Source organism: Herminiimonas aquatilis (assembly GCF_042665175.1).
Taxonomy (GTDB): domain Bacteria; phylum Pseudomonadota; class Gammaproteobacteria; order Burkholderiales; family Burkholderiaceae_D; genus Oxalicibacterium; species Oxalicibacterium aquatilis.
Genome location: NZ_JBHTCC010000003.1, coordinates 434,127 through 456,279, shown reverse-complemented (window position 1 = coordinate 456,279; position 22,153 = coordinate 434,127). Strand labels below are relative to the sequence as shown.

The window sequence follows — 22,153 nt, the reverse complement described above, 5'->3', positions numbered from 1 at the left end:
GTGCATGAGTTGCAAAACAAGGACGGCTCGGTTTCGCAGGAAACCGAGCCGTCTTTACGTTCACGCACAACGCGGATCGTGCTGGCTGTTTGCGCGCTGTTGTTGTTTGCCGGCTTTATCGCGCTGGGTACCTGGCAAGTCTATCGTTTGCAATGGAAGCTCGCCTTGATTGAACGTGTAGATCAGCGTGTGCATGCGGTAGCGATTGCTGCGCCGGCGCCGGATTGCTGGTCGCAAGTCAGCGCGGCGAATGATGAGTATCGTCACGTCAATGCAAGCGGTATCTTTCTACATGAACTGTCGAGTAAGGTTCAAGCGGTTACTGAACTCGGTGCCGGTTACTGGTTGATGACGCCATTACGTGCCGAAGACGGCACGACAGTTTTCATCAATCGCGGCTTCATCACCGAAGCGCAAAGCAAGGCAATTTTTTCCGAACAGGGAAAGGCCAATCCGGCTGTCCTTGGAAATACCAAGACCGTCCTTGTCACCGGTTTACTGCGGATGAACGAACCAGGCGGCGGGTTCTTGCGCAGCAATGATCCGGCCGGTGCTCGCTGGTATTCACGCGATGTACAAGCACTCGCGCAAGCGCACAAATTATCAAATGTTGCGCCTTACTTTATTGACACAGAAGTCGATAAAAATGCTGCAGCAAGTAACGCGGATGCATCAACTATCAATCCGGTCGCCGGTCTCACCGTCATCGCATTTCACAATAGCCATATGGTCTATGCACTTACTTGGTATGCTCTTGCCTTGATGGTGGCAGGTGCAGCCTTTTGGGTGGCACGTGAAGAGCGCAAGGCTAGACGAGCGCGCACACGCTGATTCTCTTGGCGCTGCCAGCCGCGCCGATCGTATAGACAGAGAAATTGAAGATGCTGGGAAAAACTGAAATTCCTTCGGTTAAAGACGAGCTGAAAATCCGAAGCAACGCAGTGCGTGCTGAAAATTCCGTCGGCCACAAGAATATGCAGCAACTGATTCAGCTGCGCTGGATCGCCGTCGTTGGCCAGATCACGACGATTGCTGTCGTCACGCTGATCTTCGGCATCGACCTGCCGGTGCGTCACATGCTGGAAGTGCTGGTATGCCTGGTTGCCTTCAACATTGCCAGCCACCTGCGTTGGCACGAACGGCCCTTCGTCTCGAACAATGAATTGTTCCTTGCGATGCTGGTGGACGTCGGCATCCTGACTGCTCAACTTTATCTGAGCGGTGGCACCACCAATCCTTTCATCTTCCTGTATCTGCTGCAGGTTATCTTGAGCGCGATGCTGCTGGAGGCATGGTCGACATGGAGCATCGTTGGAATCACCAGCGCCTGCCTTATCGGACTGACTCTTTTTTCAAGTCCGCTGGTATTGCCCTACGATCATCAACTACGGTTTTTCAGCTTGTATGTACAAGGCATGCTGATCTGCTTTACCTTGAACGGTATCTTGCTGGCTTTTTTCATGACACGTATCAGCCAGAATCTTCGTGCAGGCGATGCACAACTCGCAGAGTTTCGCAAACGCGCACTGGAAGAAGAACATATCGTGCGCATGGGGCTGCTGGCATCCGGGGCTGCGCATGAACTAGGGACGCCGCTGGCGACGCTGTCGGTGATTCTGGGGGACTGGAAGCACATGCCGGAATTCACCCAAAACAAGGTGTTGCTGGAAGAAATTACCGAGATGGAAACACAGTTGCAACGCTGCAAAAGTATCGTCAGCAGCATTTTGCTGTCAGCCGGCGAAGCGCGTGGAGAATCCTCAGTCAAGACGACGCTCAGCACGTTTCTAGATGACCTCGCAACTGAGTGGCGTACCAGCAGGCCGGTCGCTTCCTTCGAATACATCAACCGGATTGCGCATGACGCGCCTGTGGTATTCGATTCTGTGTTGAAACAGATGATTTGCAATGTCCTCGACAATGCATTTGAAGCCTCGCCGCAATTTGTCAGTTTGGAAGCCTCGCGCCAAGGCGACACGCTGACGTTGCGCATCATGGATAAAGGTCCCGGCTTTGCGCCTGCCATGCTGGCGCAGATAGGCAAGCCTTATCAATCGACCAAAGGACGTCCAGGCAGCGGCCTCGGCTTGTTTTTGGTCGTGAATGTGGCGCGCAAACTGGGCGGAAGTTTTAGCGCGCGTAATCGGGAAGAGGGCGGCGCGCTGGTTGAACTCACTTTGCCGCTCGCTGCAATCAGCCTGGACGAGGAAGAATAAATGTCGACTGATCGCCTGTTGTTGCTGATTGAAGATGACGCCGCTTTTGCGCGCACATTGGGGCGCTCGTTCGAGCGTCGCGGATATACAGTTTTGCTTGCACCGAATCAGGATGCTGCCAGCGTCTTGCTGCGCGAGCATTCCCCCGGTTATGCGGTCGTCGATCTCAAGCTGGAAGGCAATACATCCGGTCTCGCCTGCGTGCAGATGCTGCACAAGCATGATCCGGCGATGCTGATTGTTGTGTTGACCGGATTTGCCAGTTTGAACACGGCAGTAGAGGCGATCAAGCTGGGCGCATGCCAGTATCTGGCGAAGCCGTCGAATACCGATGACATTGAAGCGGCATTTGGCCATATAGCCGGCGTGAACGAGATAGAGCTGACCAGCCGTTCGACATCAATCAAGACGCTCGAGTGGGAGCGCATACATGAAGTTTTGGTGGAAACGGATTTCAATATTTCTGAAACAGCCCGCAGGCTGGGTATGCACAGGCGCACGCTGGCGCGCAAGCTCGAAAAGCAGCGCGTCAAATAAGTTTTGCCCTATTTGCATGACATTCTTGATGCCACAGGGCGGGGCTCGACTGTGCAGCCGCGCTACGCGACTCTGTTCAGTAAGTAACTTGAGGAGCATGTCATGACCTTGAGCTTGTTCGATGAGGAAGAAAGCAGGCGTACTTGGCAAGAGCCTTTGTGCGCAGGTGCACTTGTGTTGCGTGGTTTCGCTCTTGATCAAGAAGCGAACATTCTTGCAGCGTTGGAAAGCATTCTTGCCGCCGCACCGTTACGCCACATGGTCACACCCGGCGGTTTTCGGATGTCGGTCGCGATGAGCAATTGCGGGACTTACGGTTGGGTGACGGATCGCAGTGGTTATCGCTACGACCGCACAGATCCGGATAGTGGGCATGCCTGGCCGGAAATGCCGGATTTCATGATCCGGCTTGCGCAAGCAGCGGCAATACAAGCCGGCTTCAACGATTTCGCACCGGATGCCTGCCTGATCAATCGCTATGAGGTCGGTGCGCGCATGTCCTTGCACCAGGATAAAAACGAACGTGATTTCACGCAACCCGTCGTTTCGGTTTCGCTCGGCGTCCCCGCCATGTTTTTATTTGGCGGCATGCAGCGCGAAGAAAAAGCCATGCGCATACCGCTGGCGCATGGCGATGTTGTGGTGTGGGGCGGCGCCGCAAGGTTGCGCTATCACGGAGTACTGCCACTCAAACAGGCAAGTCATCCGCTGCTAGGCCAGCACCGCATCAATCTGACTTTTCGCAAAGTCAGTTGAGCATGGGTGCATTGCACATCAGCGCAACAGTGGATGGTGGCGACATCACGATGTGGCGCTGACCATTTTTTCGAGCGCTTGTTTCATTTCTTCCGGACTGACATCGCGAACGTGTGTCGCGATCGACCAATTGTGACCAAACGGGTCTTCCACGACACCGTAGCGATCACCCCAAAACATATCGTCCATGGGAAACTTGACGGTGGCACCGGCTGCAACGGCACGATTGAACACCGCATTGGCATCTTCGACATACAGATGTAGCGTGACTGGTGAGCCTTTCAAAGCCTTTGGCCCGAATGCGCCACAGTCGGGCATTTGGTCCACCAGCATGACGCAGGAATCGCCGATACGGATTTGCGCATGCATTATTCTTCCATCCGGGCCGGGCAGACGCGCCAACTCCACTGCATTGAATGCCTTGATATAAAACGCAATGGCTGCGGCTGCACCTTCACACACCAGATGCGGTGTGACGCTGTGCATCCCGTTCGGTATTGCTTGTACTTTGGTCTGACTCATGATGGTTCTCCTTGGATTTTTATCGCCGGCCTATGCTCACTGCCGGAGTAACGGTTGCGCCTGCACTCCATGAAGGTGCTGCATGCGTGTGACTCAGGGCTTTAGATCAAACAAGGCCTTGCCGCTCTCGGGATCGAAAGGCGCGGAAAAATGTTCATGCACGATGCGCCATTGGCCATTTATTTTTCGATAGGCACTGGACACGCGCATCCATGAAGAATGCTGATTGCCATCCTTGTCGGAGCCGCCGCAATGATTCAGGTAATGGCTGTAGGCGATTTCATCAGCAGTACCGATATGCAAGTCGTGCATCGTGAAAGTCATCGGTCCGCTACACATTTCAAGACACATCTTCCAATGTTTTTTGTAGGCCTCCGCGCCCTTGAATTGCAGCGCTGCGATGGCGTCATAGGCAATCACTTCGGGTGAGTAGTGCGACATGATGGCATCCAGATTACCCGCACTGGCGGCCTTTTCCCAACTCTTGATCAGGTTGCGGATATCGGTTTCGGCTTTGATGTTTACAACGGCTTGATCCATGATATTTCTCCTTTGAAATGAGGTGTTGTGGGCGGCACGCATAAATAATAGGATAGATAGTGTACAGCGTACACAATTATAGAAAATGACAAAGAAAATGGAGTCACCTAAACGAAAAACCTATCGGCACGGGGATTTGCATCGCGCGTTGCTGGATGCCGGTACACAACTGGCGAGGTTGGGCGGCCCAGGCGCAGTAGTATTGCGCGAGGCTACGCGCCAGGCCGGGGTTGCCCCCAATGCTGCTTACCGCCACTTTGCCGATCGCAACGCACTCTTGCAGGCAGTGTGCGCCGCGGCGCAGGCTCAATTGGCGCTGGCTATCGAAGTGGAGTGGGTGAAGGTAAAGGAAGAAGGTAATGCCACCGGTATTGCCCGTGCACATTTGCGTGCAGTTGGCACGGCGTATATGCGCTTTGCTCGCGCCGAACCCGGGCTGTTTCGCACCGCATTTTCGGTTCACGAAGATCTGCAAAAAGCGGGCGTGGCGGAAATGGCCGGCAAAAGTGGTTTGACGCCTTTTCAGTTATTGGGTCGCGCGCTGGATGAAATGCTGGCAGCCGGAGTTCTGCCGGCAGAGCGTCGAGCGGGAGCAGAATTCCTGGCGTGGTCTGCCGTGCATGGTTTGTCGATGTTGCTGATCGACGGTCCTTTGCGTGCGCTCGATGCGGATCAGGCAGAAGCGATCGGGCAGCGCCTGATAGACATGGTGGAGTGTGGTTTGCCGCAGGCCAGCCCAATGCGCTAATGCAATTCTTCAGCGCGAACGCAGTGGATCCAGCAAGTGACGCAAGGCATTGTGGTCAAGTTCGTACATCAAGGCAATCAGACTGCCTAGTTCGCCTTTTGGAAAGCCTTCACGCGCGAACCAGCCCAGATAATGCCCGGGCAGATCGGCCAACAGACGGCCTTTGTATTTTCCATAGGGCATGGTTTGACTGACCAGTAGCGAGAGGTGTTCGGGGTTCATGCCTTGCAGTGAAGTGATCGACGATGGCGCACATGATAAACCTGGAAACTGTTTGCAGCTGCTAGAACAAATACTTGAAGGGAGGAGGGCGCTGCGGTGCTGGGCTAACAAGGGTATGCTTCAACACTGCATGCAATCCAGCTACCCTGATAAAGCGGGTTTCTTTTATCGGGTGGCAATGCCCATTCATTTCAAGTTTCTAACAAGGAGAACAGCATGAGCCAATATCAAATTGCAGTTGTCGTCGGCAGCCTGCGCAAGGATTCGTTTAATCAGAAAATGGCCACCGCGCTTGCCAAGCTCGCGCCCGCAGGGTTCGTGTTCAAGCAGTTGCAGATCGCTGATTTGCCTCTCTATAATCAGGACGATGACGGCAATCCTTCGGCTGCAGTGAAGCGCTTGAAGGCCGATATTTCGGCATCGCAAGGTTTGTTGTTCCTGACGCCAGAATACAATCGCTCCATTCCCGGCGTGCTCAAGAATGCGATCGATCATGCGTCGCGTCCTTATGGTCAAAACGCATGGGCAGGTAAACCGGCTGGAGTACTCGGTGTCTCCGTAGGTGCAATCGGCACGGCACTGGCGCAACAGCATTTGCGTAATATTCTGGCCTACCTTGATGCGCCCACCCTCGGCCAGCCGGAGGCCTTTATTCATGCCAAGGATGGTTTGTTTGATGCAGAGGGAAATATCGGCGAAGGCAGCAAGAAATTCCTGCAAGGCTGGATGGATGCCTATGTAGCCTGGGTCAAGAAACACGCAGGCTGACAGCGAGGTACTGCGTCAGACCGGATCATGTCGACCTTCAGTCGGCATGATCATCAAGCTCATCAAGCAGCTTGAAGGCATTTCACTTTTTCATCCATCTATTTCTTCACCCATTAAACGCAGGTTCCCATTCTCAAATGTTGATAGAAACGGCAAGTGCTGCTGACATTCCGGCGCTAAGTGCGTTGCTGGCGGAACTGTTTTCACAAGAACAAGAGTTCACGCCGGACAGCGAGGCGCAGTCCAGGGGATTGCTGACGATTATTAATAATCCTGATGTTGGCATCATCTTGCTCGCGCGGCGGAATGGGAAAACGGGGCAAATGGGCCAAGTGGTCGGCATGCTGAACATGCTGTTTACGGTTTCTACCGCGCTAGGCGCGCCGGTAGCGTTGCTGGAAGATATGGTAGTCAGTTCTGCATGCCGCAGGGAGCTGGTCGGCACCCGGCTTTTGACGGAAGCCATTTCGCTTGCGCGTGATCGTGGGTGCAAGCGCATTACCTTACTCACTGACAGTGCTAATAAGGCTGCACAAAAGTTCTATTCCAGGCACGGCTTCACCACTTCCGCCATGTTACCCATGCGCCTTACTCTCGATTGAAAAAAACGATGCAGTGCGCGCGCGATGGAGCATGCGTAGGGGTATAACTTGTAAGTCGAATTAGATTATAATGAGAATCATTGTTATTTAATTTTGGCTTTGTGTGAATCTTTCCGAACTTCCTCCTTTTACTTCCGCGATTGTCGATCAGGTAACGAACATCGAGAGTGATGATCCGATCGCCAAGCGTTTGCGCGAACTCGGTTTTGTTTCGGGTGAGCCGGTACGCATCGTCGCGCGAGGTCCGATCGGTGCCGATCCTTTGCTGGTGCAAATTGGATTTACGCGTTTTGCCTTGCGTCGCTCTGAAGCACAGCGCGTCAGCATTCATCTTGAACAGTAATTTTTAGACATATGGCTATTTCAGGTATTTCGCGCATTGCACTTGTCGGCAATCCCAACTGTGGCAAGACCGCCTTGTTTAATCAACTGACGGGTAGTCGGCAGAAGGTGGCCAATTACGCTGGTGTAACGGTTGAACGCAAGGAAGGGCGCTTTACTGCGCCGTCTGGCCGTGCCTTCAAATTGCTGGATTTGCCTGGCGCTTACAGTCTTGCCGCAACCAGCCCGGATGAAGTCGTCACGCGCGATATTTGTCTTGGCCATTTCCCAGGTGAGGAGTTGCCGGATTTGATCGTCTGCGTGGCCGACGCGACCAATCTGCGTTTGCACCTGCGGTTTGTGCTGGAAGTCAAACGACTTGGGCGTCCGATGGTGCTGGCGTTGAACATGATGGATGCGGCGCGCAAGCGTGGCATCACGATAGACCGCGAAGAGTTGCAGCGGCAACTGGGTATGGACGTCATCGAGACCGTCGCGATTCAGCATGGCGGCACCAAAAATCTGGTGGCGCACATCGATCAGATGCAAGTGGGTGCGCCGGAGCCAGTCGCCTTCGAGAGTGACGACGATCTGCATACGCATGTGCGCAAGATACTGGCTGCCGCGGTGACAATGCCGCGCGCCACTGCAGTGGTGGATGACGCGATTGATCGCTGGGCCTTGCACCCGGTATTCGGCCTGATGATTCTGGCGGCAGTGATGTTTTTTATCTTTCAGGCGGTGTTCTCGTGGGCCGAGCCTTTGATGGACGGTATCACGCAAGGTGTGACTTTCACTGGCGAATGGTTCGCTTCCACTTTGCCGGATGGTTTGTTGCGTAGCTTGATCGTCGATGGCCTGTTTGCCGGTTTGGGCGCAGTACTGGTTTTCCTGCCGCAAATCCTGATTCTCTTCCTGTTCATTCTGGTGCTGGAAGAATCCGGCTATTTGCCGCGTGCCGCCTTCCTGCTGGACCGCATGATGTTCAAGGCCGGACTGACAGGGCGTTCCTTCATTCCATTGCTTTCCAGTTTTGCCTGCGCGATTCCCGGCGTCATGGCGACCCGCAGTATTCAAGACCCGCGCGATCGCCTGACCACAATACTGGTGGCACCGCTGATGACCTGTTCAGCACGCCTGCCAGTTTATACATTGCTGATCGCCGCCTTCATACCGAACACGACGGTATGGAATTTCTTTAATCTGCAAGGCATCGTCTTGTTTGTTTTGTATTTGTCGGGCGTGACCAGCGCGCTGGCGGTTGCATGGTTTATCAAGCGTCTGCGCAAGGATAAAAGCGAGCATGCATTACTGATGGAGCTGCCATCCTATCGCTTGCCCAGCCCTCGTAATATTGCGATCGGCTTGTGGGAGCGCGCCTATATTTTTTTGCGCCGTGTCACCACCATCATCCTGTCGCTGACTGTACTGCTGTGGTTCTTGTCGACTTTTCCATCGCCACCTGACGGCGCAACCATGCCGCCGATTGATTACAGTCTGGCCGGTATGCTGGGGCGGTTTATCGAACCGGTGTTTGCACCTATCGGCTTCAACTGGCAAATCTGTATTGCCTTGATACCGGGCCTGGCTGCGCGCGAAGTTGCCGTTGCTGCGCTGGGCACTGTATATGCGATGTCTGGCAGTGAAGATGCAGTGGCCGCCCAGCTCGGTCCGGTGATTGCGGCACAATGGTCGCTGGCGACTGCGCTGGCTTTGCTGGCATGGTATGTATTTGCACCGCAATGCCTGTCGACGCTGGCCGTGATACGGCGCGAAACGAATTCTTGGCGCGTGGTTGCCGTGTCCGCCGGCTATCTGTTTGGCCTGGCTTATCTGGCGGCGTTTTTGACCTATCAAATTGCGAAGGCACTCACATGAGCATGTATGGATTTGTACAAAATGCGATTATCAGCATCGTTGTGCTGATGAGTGCTTTGTACGTATTGCGCAAGTTGATGCCGAAGTGGGTGCGGGGCAGACAGTTGGCTTTGGCAAGCATGCTGAACCAGCCGTCGCATTCACTGCCACTACGCAAGCTGGGAAGCTTCATGATGCCTGATGAGACGTCGGGTGGAGGTTGCGGTAGTGGTTGCAGCAGTTGTTCCAACTGTGCGTCGAATCCGGCAAGCGACTCGCAGGATATATCCGGAAATAAGCCGGAGGCTGCAGTCGAAACCAGGCCGCTGGAGTTTCAACGCCACATTTGAGTCATTCGACTTAAAGGCAGGTTCATCGTCAAGCAGCGATCACTATCCTGGACCGGATAGGATGTCGCGTCACATACAGCTCAACGTTTTATTTGATGTTCAAGCCAGCCATGACTGGCTGTTGGCGTTCCGTCATCAGGAAGCGATGCAGGCTGATGGCATCGGCTGTGCGATTTGCACTGGCACGCGCATTCAGCAGCACCATGATTGCGTCGCGACCGGCGGTACGCACGCGCATGATGATGCAGCGTCCGGCTTCTTGCGTATAACCGGTTTTGGAAAGCGAGATCGTCCAGTTCTTGTCGCCGACCAGCTTGTTGGTGTTGTGATAGTGACGTGCTGAACCGCCAACCTCAATCATGTCGCCAGATACGGTCGTGATTCTTTCGATTTCCGGATAGCGGGACGCTGCCATCGCCAGTTTGGCCAGATCGCTTGCAGTCGAGGTATTGAATGGCGACAGGCCGGTAGGCTCTTCGATATTGGTGCGTCGCAGCGAAAGTGCATGTGCCTTGTTGCGCGCCGCTACTTTGAAATATTCAATGCCACCGGGATAGGTGCGCGCCAAAGCATGGGCAGCGCGATTGTCCGACGACATTAATGCAAGTTCGAGCAAGTTGAGGCGCGTCAGGACGGCACCAACTGGCACCCGCGACGAGCTGAATTTGAGTACGTCAACATCTTCGTCTGTGATCACGATATGTTCATGCATATCCTGACGGGCATCAAGCACGACCATGGCTGTCATCAGCTTGGTGAGCGAGGCGATCGGCACGATATCGCTGGCGTTTTTCTCGAAGAGCACCTTGCCGGTAGCTTCATCAATCACGATGGCATGCTTGGAACCCAGGGACATTGCCGAGGCTGATGCAGTTAGGGTAAAGAGTGCGGCAAAGAGAAAAGACCTGATCATATTGGCTCGAAGAATGATTGCATCCGGCTGCGATGATAGCGTCGTTTGCAGAAGATGTATGTGGTTATCGCACCGCCGCGTCGATATTTTTTGTAACCGATACCAATTAATCAAGCCGTTTGCACTGAAAAAATATATACAGCGTCAGGCAAGAGGCAGACATGGTCCGGATAGCAGCGCGTTGAAATCCTGATTGAAATATTGATGCGAGCCGCGTAAGTGCTATCTACGACACGTAAAAGCTGGCTGGTTTCGAGGTGGGATGATGTGGGCGACGCATATGATCTTGCGTCGCCCATTTACGCTCAGGAAGCTTCAGGATTGACCGGCAGGTTAGGGTCGAGTGTGCGTGCAACTGCGGCGAACATTTCAGAAGCAGCAGTAAATTTATTGCGTTCGAGGTATTCGGATTCGCGCATCAGATGGACGGCGAGGGCGGTATCGTTGGTCGTGATGCCCTTCAGGCTGCGGCCAAGGTGACGGCAGAATGAAGCAACTTCACTTTTTGTAACGGTTTCTACGGGTGCTGCGTTGGTGTTCGTGTCGCTCATTGAAGCTTCCTTTTTTCATTCAGTGGCTGAAGCTGAAATGATAACGAACATGGCATAAATTGTCTTCTACGCGAGCAGTTTAAATTTCTTGCCGGGATGAAATCATCATGGCGGTCCATTGCTGTTTCTCCTTATTCGATCATAATAAAATGCTTTAAATAATTACTTCAAACTTATGATTTATTGATATTAAATGTAAATTATTAAAGTGATTTATAAAGATATTTTGTGGGGCAACATGGCGACGGAGAATGATGTTTCCATGTTTTCTGCGCAGATTTGATGCATAAACCATGGCACGAATATTGAACGTTATCCGCTTGTCTATGCCCAACCGTGTTGTGATTCATTGCCAACATTCAACAAATCAATAAAGGAGTCTGATGCAACGTCGTGACCTACTCAAAGCATCCGCCGCGCTCGCGCTGGCTGGTTTTTCTGCCCCGTCTTTGTACGCTGCCGGCAATGCTCCCGCCAAACTTAAAACCTTAGGAAAGTCGGAGCTCTTCGATTACGCCTTCCTGAAAGGACGTGCACGCGACATGGCTGGCAAGCCATATCAGCAGACTGTCGACAAAGTGCCTGCCAAGGTCAAGGCGCTTGATTGGGATCAATACCAGTCGATAGGATACCGCGATGATCACGCCTTGTGGGGCAAGGATAAGCTGCGTTTTCAAACCAAGTTTTTCCACCTCGGCATGTACGCGACACAGTCCGTGAAGATACATGAGCTGGAAGATGGCAAGGCGCGCGAGCTGGCCTACGATCCGGAGATGTTCAATTACGGCAAAAGCGGCTTGAAGGGCGCTGACTTGCCGAAGGATCTGGGCTTTGCCGGTTTTCGCGTCAATTTTCATACTGATCTGGTGCGCGATATTGCCGCGTTTCTGGGCGCGAGCTATTTCCGCGCAGTCGGCGGTGATTGGCAATACGGTTTGTCGGCGCGCGGTCTGGCGATCGATTGCGGCATGGCGCGACCGGAAGAATTTCCGCGTTTTACCGAATTCTGGCTGGAGCGTCCAGCCAAGCAGTCGAGCAAGCTGGTGGTGTATGCCTTGCTGGATTCGCCTAGCGTCGCAGGCGCCTATCGCTTCGAAATCATGCCGGGCGCGACTATGTTGATGGATATTGACGTAGCGCTTTATCCGCGCAAGGCGATCGAACGCATGGGTATCGCACCGTTGACCAGCATGTTCCTGACGGCGGAAAACGACAGGCGCATCAGTAATGATTGGCGCACCGAGATACATGATTCCGATGGTTTGTCGATGTGGTCGGGCAACGGTGAATGGATATGGCGACCTTTGGTCAATCCTGAAAATCTGCGTTTCAATGCTTACGCCGATCAAAGCCCGCGCGGCTTTGGCTTGATGCAGCGCGATCGCAACTTCGATCACTATCAGGATGATGGCGTGTTCTATGATCGCCGACCCAGCCTGTGGGTAGAGCCCAAGTCGGGTTGGGGTAAAGGCTCGGTTCAATTGGTAGAGATTCCTACCGTCGATGAAACCTTCGATAACATCGTTGCCTTCTGGAATCCGGAAGCGATACCGCAACCCGGGCAGGAGTTGTTGTTCGGCTACAAGCTGCACTGGGGCGCCAAGATGCCGGTCAGCCCGCAAGCAGCCACCGTGGTAGCGACCCGCACCGGAATAGGCGGCGTGGTGGGCAAGCAGCGCACGTATTTTTCGTGGCGCTTTGCGGTCGATTTCAGCGGGGGCGATCTGGCATTACTAGGACGCGATACCAAGGTCGAAGCGATGGTGACGGCCAGCAAGGGATCGGTGGAAGTCGTGTCGGCGCGGCCGCTGGACGATATCAAAGGCTATCGCGGCATGTTCGACTTGAAGATTAGTGACGACATTCAGGGGCCCATCGATTTGCGCCTGTATCTGACCGCAGATGGACAAACCTTGTCGGAAACCTGGTTGTATCAATGGACGCCACCAGTCAAACGCAGTTTTCAGTAAAACGGCGATGCGCCTGCCTCGCCCTGTGTTGCTGAGCGGGGCAGGTGCTGCAATATTTATTTGAATGTTGCAGGCTGGGCACGATTGGATTCATGCCATTGGCAAGCTTTATTCCAGCGCGGGATTTTCTGGCTCGCAGCCAAAACGTGGCCGAAATCTGGCCGTCGTGCATCTCCGGTCGTTTTCAATTTTGGATGAAAAAGGTAAGATGGCGGCATGATTGATCCTTCTCTGATGGGCCGGCTTTCCTTTGCGCCGACAGCTCCTACCAAACCACCGTTGCAGCCTGGTCGCCATTCTCTCGGCATAGCCGAAGAACGCGATGCCATTCTGTATGTTCCCACCGGGCTTGAAGAAGAAGTTGCCGTGCCTTTGCTGGTCTTGTTCCATGGCGGTGGCGGCAGCGCAGAAAAAGTAATGCCCTTCCTTGAGCAGCATGCAGAGCGCAATCAGTTTCTGTTGCTGGTGCCGCAATCGATTTATCCGACCTGGGATATCGTCATAGGCGGCAACGGTCCCGATCTGCAAAGGCTGAATCAGGCCTTGACTGAAGTGTCGGCACATTACTTTATCGATCCCGATCATTTTGGCTTTGCCGGGTTTTCGGATGGTGGAAGTTATTCCTTGTCGAATGGCATCACCAATGGCGATCTGATTACCCACGTGATCGTGTTTTCCGGCGGCTTCATGTCAGTCTTCATGCAGGAAGGTGCGCCCAAGATATTCATCGCGCATGGCTTGTCGGATGAGCAATTGCCGATTGAGACCAGCGGCCGCCCGCATGCCGAGAAATTGAAGGCGGCAGGCTACGACGTGACGTATCTGGAGTTCGAAGGCAATCACTCGATACAGCCGCCCATCGTCGAATTGGCAGTACAGTTTTTCCTGAAGTAATACAGAAAGCTCGCCGCGATGGCCTATCACTGCGGCTGATTCAGCCCAACAAGACGGCATACACGCCGTGCTACACTTTGACGATGAATCGACTTTTCAAGACTGCGATGTTGTGGCTGCTTGCGCTGGCTTTGCCCGTGCAGGGTTTTGCTGCAGTCACGCAATCGTCTTGTGTGCCGCAGATGCAGCATGTGATTGTGGCGGCAGGGGCGGTAGAAAATTCGACACATTCACATCATCACATGAGTGCTGATAGCGTCGAACATACACATCATCAAGTGACCGTGCAGCTTGACGAGGTCGTTACCGCGGCGCATCAACAGAACGATCAGACCCATGCGCACGCCAACGCTAAGTGCAGTGCGTGTGCAGTATGCTGCATCGGTGTCGCGATGTTGCCCGGGCTGCCGGAATTGCCGGTTTTCCCTCTTGTTTCAACACCCGTTGTTTCTTCACCATCCTCCCTGTTTTTCGGTTTTATCCCTGACGGGATAAAACGCCCGCCCAAGCCTTCTCTCGTTTAAATCCCGGTAATCAATCTGCTTGAACGGCATCACTGTTCAAGCTGCGGTTCAAGCCGCGATTGATGCGCGCACGCATGCCGTGCGCCGATTCCCATCATTTATTAAACGAGAATTTCATGAAAATTCTATTACATTCGCCATTTCGGTCGGCCGCCATAGCGTTGGCCACGCTTGCCTTGCTGTCTGGTTGCGCCAGCTTTTCCACAGATGGCGGCATGGCCGATGTTGCCACACTGACCCGCGAGCGCACCGGCCAGATTCCACAACACGTACGTAGCGATAGCGAGCGCAGCAGTCTGGATAAAACGGTACGCGACCTACTGGCGCAACCGCTTAGCGCAGACAGCGCGGTACAGATTGCCTTGATCAATAACCCGGGTCTGCAAGCAAAGCTGGCCGAACTGGGGATTGCCGAAGCCGATCTGGTACAGGCCGGTCGCATGCGCAATCCCGGGTTTTCATTCGGGCGCCTGAGCGGCGGCGGTACGGTCGAGATTGATCGCAGCGTGATGTTCGACCTGGTCGGTTTGTTGACTATACCGATGCGCAGCAAGATAGAGAGCGGTCGCTTCGAGCAGGCAAAACTGCAGGCCGCAAGCGATGCCGTCAATGTGGCTGGCGAAACGCGCCGTGCATATTTCAATGCCGTCGCCGCACAACAGAGCATGCTCTTCATGGCGCAGGCAAAAGAGGCGGCCGAAGCCGGGGCCGAACTTGCACAAGGCATGCTGAAAGTCGGTAACTGGAACAAGCTGGATGCGGCGCGTGAGCAAATGGCTTATGCGGATACGCTCGCGCAGCATGCACGCAGTCGGCAATATGCGCTCGGTACGCGCGAACATTTGACGCGCATGCTGGGCTTGCTGCGAACGGATCAAGCGCTCGTCTTGCCTGCGACCTTGCCGGACTTGCCCACTATGCCCACGGAACTGGGCAAGCTGGAAGCGCAAGCAATGCAACAAAGGCTGGATGTACAAATGGCCAAACGTGATGCCGAAGCCACCGCCAGTGCGCTCGGCTTGACCAGGGCCACGCGCTTCATCAACATGCTCGACGCCGGTTACATCAATAAAAGCGAAAACGGCAGTCCGCGCAGCAATGGCTATGAGATCAGTCTGGAGCTACCGATCTTTGACTGGGGCTCGGCTAAAACGGGCAGGGCAGAAGCACTCTATATGCAGGCGCTGCATCGCACTGCCGAGACCGCCGTGCGTGCGCAATCTGAGGTGCGCGAACGCTACGCCGCTTATCGCACAGCCTATGATCTTTCCCTGCATTACCGCGATGAAGTGGTCCCGCTGCGCAAGCAGATTTCGGAAGAAATGCTGCTGCGCTACAACGGCATGCTGGCCAGCGTATTCGACCTGCTGGCTGATGCACGCGTACAGATCAACGCAGTCAATGCCGCAATAACAGCACAACGCGATTACTGGCTGGCAGAGACCGATCTGCAGTTGGCTATCAACGGCAGCGGCACCGCGCAAGCATCTGCCGCGTTTACCAATACCGTATCCGCGTCATCGACAGCAGAAGAACACTGAGAAGGAATACAAAAATGAGTATCGACATGATTTCTCGCAGAAGTTTTCTCGCAACGGCAACAACGCTAGTAGGGGCAGGCTTGGTCAGCAAGGCGGGTGCTGCTTCGATTCCGGAAGCGCAGATCGTTCAGCATGCGCGCACCTTGCCGCCCACCGCACCAGCGAATGGCCGTCCGTTCAATCCGGTGGTCACACTCAACGGCCGGAGCGCACCATGGCGCATGAAGAATGGCTGGAAGGAATTCCATCTGATTGCCGAACCCGTGATTCGCGAACTCGCGCCCGGCATGAAAGCGACTCTGTGGGGTTACAACGGCTCCAGCCCCGGCCCCACGATAGAGGTGGTCGAAGGCGACAAGGTACGGGTATTCGTGACCAACAAACTGCCTGAACACACGACCATACACTGGCATGGCCAGCGTCTGCCGAATGGGATGGATGGCGTGGGCGGTGTGACGCAGCCGCAAATCCCGGTCGGCAAAACCTATGTATATGAATTTGAAGCGAAGCGTCCCGGCACCTTCATGTATCACCCGCATGCGGATGAAGTCACGCAGATGGCGATGGGCATGATGGGATTCTGGGTTACGCATCCGAAGAATCCCGAGCAGCACAAGGTCGATCGCGATTTTGTGTTCCTGCTGAACTCCTACGACATCGAACCCGGCAGCAGCACGCCCAAGGTGAATACGATGCTGGACTTCAATCTTTGGACCTGGAATAGCAGGGTATTTCCCGGTATCGATCCGCTGGTATGCAGGCAGGGCGATCGCGTGCGGATACGCTTCGGCAACCTGAGCATGACCAATCACCCCATCCATATTCACGGTCATGAATTCGAGGTGACGGGTACCGATGGCGGCTGGGTGCCCAAATCCGCACGCTGGCCGGAAGTGACAACCGACGTCGCCGTCGGGCAAATGCGCGCGATCGAGTTCGACGCCACCGATGCGGGCGACTGGGCTTTCCATTGCCACAAAGGACATCACACGATGAATGCGATGGGGCATGGCGTGCCGACGATGATAGGCGTGGATCAAAGCAAGATCGCCGAAAAAATCATCCGCATCATTCCCGACTACATGGTGATGGGCGACAAAGGCATGGCCGACATGGGGTCTATGGAAATGCCGCTGCCCGACAACACGCTGCCGATGATGAGCGGAAACGGGCCGTTTGGCCCGATCGAGATGGGCGGCATGTTCACGACCGTCAAGATACGCAAGGACCAGAAGCCGGGCGACTACAAGGACCCTGGCTGGTACAAGCATCCCAAAGGTAGCGTCGCCTACGAACTGAAATAAAGAACAGGAGCGGAAATGAAAAAATTTAATCTCGTCGTAATGCCGCTGTTGCTTGCATCGTGCGTGGCGTTTGCGCATGGGGATGAACCCCCTGCAAAAGACAGATTCGATGCGGCGGCAAGCGAACAGATGGCATTCCGCATCGCCGGTGACGCGACAACAGCCAGCAGGACCATACGGATAGCCATGGATGACAGCATGCGGTTTACGCCTGGCTTGATCAAGGTCAAGCAGGGAGAAACCATACGCCTGGTCATTGCGAACAAGGGAAAAATCATGCACGAAGCGGTTATCGGCAGCATGCCGGAATTGCAGCAGCATTCAGCGCTGATGAAAAAATTCCCGACGATGGAGCATGGAACTCCCTATATGGCGCATGTCAAGCCTGGCCAGTCGCAGGAAATTATCTGGACCTTCAACAAGGCGGGCGAGTTTTATTTCGCTTGCTTGATCGCAGGTCATTTCGAAGCTGGCATGGTAGGCACGATTACTGTGACTGCGAAAAACTAATCAGGTCTTTGTGCCCACCATTCTCAAATCAAGTATGTTTCAAAAGGATAAATCATGAAATTTCTAACTAAAACCATCCTTGCCGTCTTCCTGGCGGGTTCAGCAACTATCGCAAGTCATGCCGCCTACGCTAGCGCAAGCAATCCCATGCAAATCACCGATGCCGCCAAGCCCGCAGCGACGCTTAGCGACGGTGAAGTCAGACGGATTAACAAGGAAGGTGGCAAGGTAACCATCAAGCACGGGCCACTGGATAATCTCGATATGCCGGGCATGACGATGATCTTTCGCGTGCAAGATCCGGCGATGCTGGATCAAATCAGGGAAGGCGACAAGATTAAATTTGTCGCGGACAAGGTTGATGGGGTATTCGTGGTGAAGGAGCTTCACATAGCGGATTGAACATGCGTACGTATGGCCGACTTGTTCCAAAAAACAGATAAAAAGAAGAAGCCCCGTGGCCGCATATGCCGCCACGGGGCTTCTTCAGGCCGTGAGCAAAATTTCGCTTTACAACCGGCTACGCTATTTCGCCCAGGTTAGGGTTGGCCTATTTCAAACCGATCACACCGCAAGCCAGGCGCTTGCCGGAATTGCCGGTGGGCTGCGTGATGTAATCGTCAGGATCTGCATGCACGATCAAGCCCTTGCCGATGATGCTATTGGCACCGCTTGCCGAAAGTGAAATTTGGCTGGCCGGTACGGCGATCGCCAGCGTTGCTGTGCCCGTTGCGTCGGCCGTCAGGTTGCCAAAGTCCCCGCCATGATGCTCGGCAGTGGTAGGCGAGCCGTGTTTTGTACCTGAGGGATTGAAATGACCTCCTGCACTGGTCGCATCCGGGGCACTGCAATCGCCTTTTTCATGAATGTGAAAGCCGTGCAGGCCTGGCGACAAACCTTGTATCCGCGCATTGACTAATACCTTGTCGTCCTGCTGCGTAAAACTCACGATGCCACTGGTTGTGTTGCCCTGTGTCGGCTTCATGATGGCTTCGGCAGTGGTCGGTGATTTTGAAAAACCGGCACAGGCCGTCACGACAACAACGGCGCTTAAGACTGTCACAACGGGAATGATCTTCATGTCTGGATGCTCCTGGTTGAATGATTGGTTCTATCAACCCCGGTAACACTATCTGCCGGTATGGTTGAAAGAGTTGCATGCTTCTTCTGACTTGCTGCTACTGCACTTTACAACACACATTCTTTGTATATTTTTTACTCAAGCTCGGGCGAACGATAGAGATAGATAGAATTTCGTAATAAAAACAATCGCTTAATGCTGCTTTCTCAAAAATGGTTCAAGTCCTGCAAAAACAAACCAGTGCTTATCAGACAATGTTTATTGAGTGTAGTTCGAGTCTCTGCCATCTGTTTATTGATTACAGCAGGTCGATGCCGAAGCGACGCAAAACAAAAGCGAACAGGGCGAAGCAGGCAATCGTAATGACAGCGGATACCAATAGCGTTGGCCAAAAACCGATGCGCGGCAACAAGGTAGGAAAAACAAGAAACATAGGCAAGGTGGGAATCACATACCAGAACGTGTACCAGGCATGATTCGCCAGTTTGCTTTCTGGTTGCTTCTCAAGATAAAGCCAGATCAAGGTCAAGATCGTAATCATCGGTAAGGCAGCGATCAGACCACCCAGTTTGTCGCTGCGTTTGGCTAACTCCGAAATAAGAACGACCACACCTGCAGTTATCAAGTACTTGGTAATAATCCAGCTCATTGCTCTTCCCTATATCGATATCGATGCATTCGAGTATTGCACTTCCGTTGATCCAGCGTGATCAATGTGAATCAAGATGTCGCATTGTGCAGCTGCTGAGCTGTCTTCCTGTTTATAGCTGACGGCTTGGTAATCAATTATTTCTTGATCCAGCGCAATGGATCGTCTTTCAACACTTGTTATATGTTAACCCTCGCCTATATTGAATGCGTTTCCCTTTTTTGTAGAGCACGCAACATGGCAACCGACAATTCAAGTCTGCTTGCGAAAGGAAGGTCCCATGTACTTCGAAAGATACGAGCAAACTGCGCTGGATGATCCTTTGGCTGCATCGCAAGGAAAATACCGTTGGCGTTTTTGGGCCAATGGAAAGATTGTGTTTGCTAGCGCCGAGGGTTATCACAATCAGGATGAACGAGAACGTTCGCTAGAGATAGCACGCTCTACAAATTTCATGACACCGGTGGTCGATGCTCCATTGAGCACTGGGGGTGCCGATATCGATACGGTAGGTTTGATCAATACGATAAGTAGCCAGCCTCTGACGATCAGGCTTGACGATGCAGGGCCGGGTTTGTTTGAAGACAGTAGCAAGAAAGGTAGATGAAAACGATGGATAAGAACGAGATAGAAGGGTGTTTGAAATAGTTAACGGCAAGCGCTGTTTAGTCACAGTGTCTATGTGGATACCAAGCTTTAAAACTGGATTTTCAAGGCCTTGTACCTGATGCTCAGGGCAGGCAAAACTCTTCAAAGGATCATGATGTTTAAAACAATTTTGCTGGCAACTGACGGTTCCGATGCTTCGGACAAAGCGATACGCTCAACGATTGAATTTGCAAAGGACAACCATAGCAAGATCATCGGTTTGGCAGTTGAAGAAGTACATCCTTATTTCCCTTATGCAACGGAGGGTAAGGCGGGAGAAATAGCGCGGGAAAATGCCAAAAAAATCGCCGATCTCGCCGCGGCAGCGAATGTCCGTTGTGAAGTACATATCGAGCGCGGAAACACTCCCTACGAAGAAATCATTGATGCAGCCACGCGCTATGGGTGTGACTCGATTTTCATGGGTTCGCATGGACTCAAGGGCATAGACAGGCTTTTGCTGGGAAGCGTTGCGCAAAAAGTCTTGATCCATAGCACCGTGCCCGTGGTGATTCTCAAGTAAGGGTATCAGCACTCCAAACAGAATCCTAGGCAGGCTGGATAGCATCGCAGGATGCCGTTCTGGTTGTCGAAGATGGAGCAAGTCCATTTTTGACAGCAATGATTTCCGCCATCACGCTCACCGCAATTTCAGCCGGCGTTTTGCTACCTATATATACGCCGACCGGACTATGCAGGCGTTCCAGCGATGCGTGGGTTTCGCCAAAGTGGGTAATCATGCGGTCGCGCCTGCTTGCACTATTGCGCAGCGATCCGATTGCGCCGATATAAAACGCGGAGCTATGTAGTGCTTCCAGCAACGCCAGATCATCCAGTTTCGGGTCGTGACTCAGCGCCACAATGCAGCTGCGTCGATCCGGCCTGAACGTGACCACGGCATCGTCCGGCATTTCCGTCACAGTCTTCACGCCGGCTACCGACCAGGCGTTGAGATATTCCACGCGCGGGTCGCAAACCGTCACGGCGAACCCGTTAAAGACCGCCATCGTAGACAGATATTCGGCCAGTATCCCTGCGCCTATCAGCAACATCCGATATTCCGGCCCGAGCGTGCAGGCCAGCTGCTTGCCGTCAAAGTGCAAGGGTTCGCTAGCGTCGCTGGATTTCAGAACGACTTGCCCGTTGGCGCAAGACACCGTACGTCGCATCAGCATGCCGGACTCGAGTTTGTGCACCAGGGTGTCCAGCGCTTCATGCTGCGGATTGAACTCCAGTAACAATTCCAAAGTACCACCACAGGGGAGGCCGAACCGATGCGCTTCGTCTGCGCTGACGCCATAGCGAACCACTTCTGTAAATGCCGACACGCTATTCAATGCGCTGTCGGCGTTTGCATAACGCTGTATCAGATCGTCTTCTATGCAGCCGCCCGAGACCGAACCGACGGCATGGCCATCCGCGCGCAAGGCCATCATTGCGCCTATCGGCCGCGGCGAGGAGCCCCAGGTTTTGACGACGGTTGCCAACAGTGCGCGATGGCCCGCGACGCGCCAGTCACGCAGGTTACGCAATACGGTGAGGTCTATGCTTTCCATTTATTTATCTCAGGCTTGATTGATGGCGCGCACGAATAAGTCCTCGGCTCGTGACAAGTCCTCGACCGTATCCACATCGGTGACCAGGCCCTGATCGTCGATGGATAAATCGAATACTTCATCAGTTAAACGATACTTTTGAATCACCGACTTCGCACCGACGTCACCGGACAGGCGGGATAGCGCGTCGAAGCATGCCTTGCCGAATCCGACCGGGTGGCCTTGCTGGCCGCGGTAATGCGGTACCACTACCGTGTGACGCGCCAAGGCATCGGCTACCTGTCGCAAGCTTTCCGGTTGTATCAATGGCAGGTCGCCGGGCAGGATTAACCATCCCGCCGCATCTGCTGTGGCACACACGCCGGCGGCGATCGAGTCGGCGATGCCGTCGCCAGCCGCGCTCTTCACAATGTGGACCTGCAAGCCGGATGCCTCAACTGCACTGACCACGTGTGCCAACACGGTTGAGCCTGCCAAGGATGCGGCAAGCTTGTGCGTCGTCCCGCCCGATGCGAGGTAACGTTGCCCTTTGCCGGCGGCGAGTACGATGACGATGGGTTGGCTGGGCATGGT

Annotated in this window: 28 protein-coding genes; 19 read left to right on the top strand and 9 right to left on the bottom strand. The window is 53.8% G+C overall.

The window, feature by feature from the left end; all coding sequences use genetic code 11:
• The 4 genes from ACFQO0_RS14630 to alkB all read left to right on the top strand — a co-directional run bounded on the left by ACFQO0_RS14630 (position 1) and on the right by alkB (position 3,509).
• A complete protein-coding gene (locus ACFQO0_RS14630; protein WP_382235974.1) occupies positions 1-831 on the top strand; it encodes an SURF1 family protein in 831 nt (276 codons plus the stop codon).
• Positions 832-881: 50 nt separating this feature from the next.
• On the top strand, positions 882-2,216 hold the full coding sequence (locus ACFQO0_RS14625) for an ATP-binding protein (RefSeq protein ID WP_382235889.1): 1,335 nt from the start codon (positions 882-884) through the stop codon (positions 2,214-2,216).
• Positions 2,217-2,753, top strand: a complete 537-nt coding sequence (locus ACFQO0_RS14620) for a response regulator transcription factor (protein ID WP_382235886.1) — start codon at positions 2,217-2,219, stop codon at positions 2,751-2,753.
• Between the two features lie 102 nt (positions 2,754-2,855).
• A complete protein-coding gene (gene alkB, locus ACFQO0_RS14615) occupies positions 2,856-3,509 on the top strand; it encodes a DNA oxidative demethylase AlkB (RefSeq protein WP_382235883.1) in 654 nt (217 codons plus the stop codon).
• A 45-nt stretch (positions 3,510-3,554) separates the two neighbouring features.
• Here alkB and ACFQO0_RS14610 read toward each other — a convergent pair whose 3' ends face one another.
• Positions 3,555-4,031, bottom strand: a complete 477-nt coding sequence (locus ACFQO0_RS14610) for a VOC family protein (protein ID WP_382235880.1) — start codon at positions 4,029-4,031, stop codon at positions 3,555-3,557.
• A 93-nt stretch (positions 4,032-4,124) separates the two neighbouring features.
• On the bottom strand, positions 4,125-4,571 hold the full coding sequence (locus tag ACFQO0_RS14605) for a YybH family protein (RefSeq protein WP_382235877.1): 447 nt from the start codon (positions 4,569-4,571) through the stop codon (positions 4,125-4,127).
• A gap of 85 nt (positions 4,572-4,656) precedes the next feature.
• Between ACFQO0_RS14605 and ACFQO0_RS14600 the strand changes: the two genes are divergently transcribed.
• Entirely contained in the window at positions 4,657-5,319 is a 663-nt protein-coding gene (locus tag ACFQO0_RS14600) for a TetR/AcrR family transcriptional regulator (protein WP_382235875.1), read from the top strand.
• Positions 5,320-5,328: 9 nt separating this feature from the next.
• On the opposite strand, the gene ACFQO0_RS14595 is transcribed toward ACFQO0_RS14600, so the two are convergent.
• A complete protein-coding gene (locus ACFQO0_RS14595; RefSeq protein ID WP_382235872.1) occupies positions 5,329-5,541 on the bottom strand; it encodes a DUF3820 family protein in 213 nt (70 codons plus the stop codon).
• Between the two features lie 216 nt (positions 5,542-5,757).
• Here ACFQO0_RS14595 and ACFQO0_RS14590 point away from each other — a divergent pair, with 216 nt between their 5' ends.
• From ACFQO0_RS14590 to ACFQO0_RS14570, 5 genes are all read left to right on the top strand, one after another.
• Complete coding sequence (locus tag ACFQO0_RS14590; RefSeq protein WP_382235869.1) at positions 5,758-6,309, top strand: NADPH-dependent FMN reductase; 552 nt, start codon at positions 5,758-5,760, stop codon at positions 6,307-6,309.
• Positions 6,310-6,380: 71 nt separating this feature from the next.
• Positions 6,381-6,911 carry a GNAT family N-acetyltransferase gene (locus ACFQO0_RS14585; RefSeq protein WP_382235867.1) on the top strand — a complete coding sequence of 177 codons (531 nt, stop codon included), beginning with the start codon at positions 6,381-6,383 and terminating at the stop codon, positions 6,909-6,911.
• Between the two features lie 103 nt (positions 6,912-7,014).
• Complete coding sequence (locus ACFQO0_RS14580) at positions 7,015-7,254, top strand: FeoA family protein (protein ID WP_382235864.1); 240 nt, start codon at positions 7,015-7,017, stop codon at positions 7,252-7,254.
• An 11-nt stretch (positions 7,255-7,265) separates the two neighbouring features.
• Positions 7,266-9,110, top strand: a complete 1,845-nt coding sequence (gene feoB / locus ACFQO0_RS14575) for a ferrous iron transport protein B (protein WP_382235861.1) — start codon at positions 7,266-7,268, stop codon at positions 9,108-9,110.
• A complete protein-coding gene (locus tag ACFQO0_RS14570; RefSeq protein ID WP_382235858.1) occupies positions 9,107-9,439 on the top strand; it encodes a DUF6587 family protein in 333 nt (110 codons plus the stop codon). The genes feoB and ACFQO0_RS14570 overlap by 4 nt, the downstream gene beginning before the upstream one ends.
• A gap of 88 nt (positions 9,440-9,527) precedes the next feature.
• Here the strand turns inward: ACFQO0_RS14570 and ACFQO0_RS14565 are convergent, their stop codons facing one another.
• Positions 9,528-10,352, bottom strand: coding sequence for a D-alanyl-D-alanine carboxypeptidase family protein (locus ACFQO0_RS14565; RefSeq protein WP_382235855.1), 825 nt, complete (start codon positions 10,350-10,352; stop codon positions 9,528-9,530).
• 305 nt (positions 10,353-10,657) lie between these two features.
• Positions 10,658-10,903, bottom strand: coding sequence for a hypothetical protein (locus tag ACFQO0_RS14560; RefSeq protein ID WP_382235852.1), 246 nt, complete (start codon positions 10,901-10,903; stop codon positions 10,658-10,660).
• 383 nt (positions 10,904-11,286) lie between these two features.
• On the opposite strand from ACFQO0_RS14560, the gene ACFQO0_RS14555 reads away from it, so the two are divergent.
• From ACFQO0_RS14555 to ACFQO0_RS14525, 7 genes are all read left to right on the top strand, one after another.
• Entirely contained in the window at positions 11,287-12,873 is a 1,587-nt protein-coding gene (locus tag ACFQO0_RS14555; RefSeq protein ID WP_382235849.1) for an OpgD/OpgG family glucan biosynthesis protein, read from the top strand.
• A gap of 216 nt (positions 12,874-13,089) precedes the next feature.
• Positions 13,090-13,767 (top strand): alpha/beta hydrolase, encoded by a 678-nt coding sequence (locus ACFQO0_RS14550; RefSeq protein WP_382235847.1) that lies wholly within the window; start codon positions 13,090-13,092, stop codon positions 13,765-13,767.
• A gap of 83 nt (positions 13,768-13,850) precedes the next feature.
• The gene (locus tag ACFQO0_RS14545) at positions 13,851-14,291 is read left to right on the top strand and encodes a hypothetical protein (RefSeq protein ID WP_382235845.1); all 441 of its coding nucleotides are present in this window, start codon (positions 13,851-13,853) and stop codon (positions 14,289-14,291) included.
• Positions 14,292-14,407: 116 nt separating this feature from the next.
• Entirely contained in the window at positions 14,408-15,832 is a 1,425-nt protein-coding gene (locus ACFQO0_RS14540) for a TolC family protein (RefSeq protein WP_382235843.1), read from the top strand.
• A 26-nt stretch (positions 15,833-15,858) separates the two neighbouring features.
• A complete protein-coding gene (locus ACFQO0_RS14535; protein WP_382235971.1) occupies positions 15,859-17,136 on the top strand; it encodes a multicopper oxidase family protein in 1,278 nt (425 codons plus the stop codon).
• A 15-nt stretch (positions 17,137-17,151) separates the two neighbouring features.
• The gene (locus ACFQO0_RS14530; RefSeq protein ID WP_382235841.1) at positions 17,152-17,646 is read left to right on the top strand and encodes a cupredoxin domain-containing protein; all 495 of its coding nucleotides are present in this window, start codon (positions 17,152-17,154) and stop codon (positions 17,644-17,646) included.
• Positions 17,647-17,700: 54 nt separating this feature from the next.
• Entirely contained in the window at positions 17,701-18,048 is a 348-nt protein-coding gene (locus ACFQO0_RS14525; RefSeq protein ID WP_382235839.1) for a copper-binding protein, read from the top strand.
• Between the two features lie 148 nt (positions 18,049-18,196).
• Here ACFQO0_RS14525 and ACFQO0_RS14520 read toward each other — a convergent pair whose 3' ends face one another.
• Positions 18,197-18,727, bottom strand: a complete 531-nt coding sequence (locus tag ACFQO0_RS14520) for a superoxide dismutase family protein (protein WP_382235837.1) — start codon at positions 18,725-18,727, stop codon at positions 18,197-18,199.
• Between the two features lie 298 nt (positions 18,728-19,025).
• A complete protein-coding gene (locus ACFQO0_RS14515) occupies positions 19,026-19,376 on the bottom strand; it encodes a DUF3147 family protein (protein WP_382235836.1) in 351 nt (116 codons plus the stop codon).
• 280 nt (positions 19,377-19,656) lie between these two features.
• Here ACFQO0_RS14515 and ACFQO0_RS14510 point away from each other — a divergent pair, with 280 nt between their 5' ends.
• Both ACFQO0_RS14510 and ACFQO0_RS14505 read left to right on the top strand, forming a co-directional pair.
• On the top strand, positions 19,657-19,983 hold the full coding sequence (locus tag ACFQO0_RS14510; protein WP_382235834.1) for a YegP family protein: 327 nt from the start codon (positions 19,657-19,659) through the stop codon (positions 19,981-19,983).
• Between the two features lie 120 nt (positions 19,984-20,103).
• Positions 20,104-20,547, top strand: coding sequence for a universal stress protein (locus ACFQO0_RS14505; protein WP_382235968.1), 444 nt, complete (start codon positions 20,104-20,106; stop codon positions 20,545-20,547).
• Positions 20,548-20,572: 25 nt separating this feature from the next.
• Here ACFQO0_RS14505 and ACFQO0_RS14500 read toward each other — a convergent pair whose 3' ends face one another.
• Positions 20,573-21,580 carry an XdhC family protein gene (locus ACFQO0_RS14500; protein ID WP_382235832.1) on the bottom strand — a complete coding sequence of 336 codons (1,008 nt, stop codon included), beginning with the start codon at positions 21,578-21,580 and terminating at the stop codon, positions 20,573-20,575.
• Between the two features lie 9 nt (positions 21,581-21,589).
• Positions 21,590-22,150, bottom strand: a complete 561-nt coding sequence (locus tag ACFQO0_RS14495; RefSeq protein WP_382235830.1) for a nucleotidyltransferase family protein — start codon at positions 22,148-22,150, stop codon at positions 21,590-21,592.
• Between the last annotated feature and the right edge of the window lie 3 nt (positions 22,151-22,153).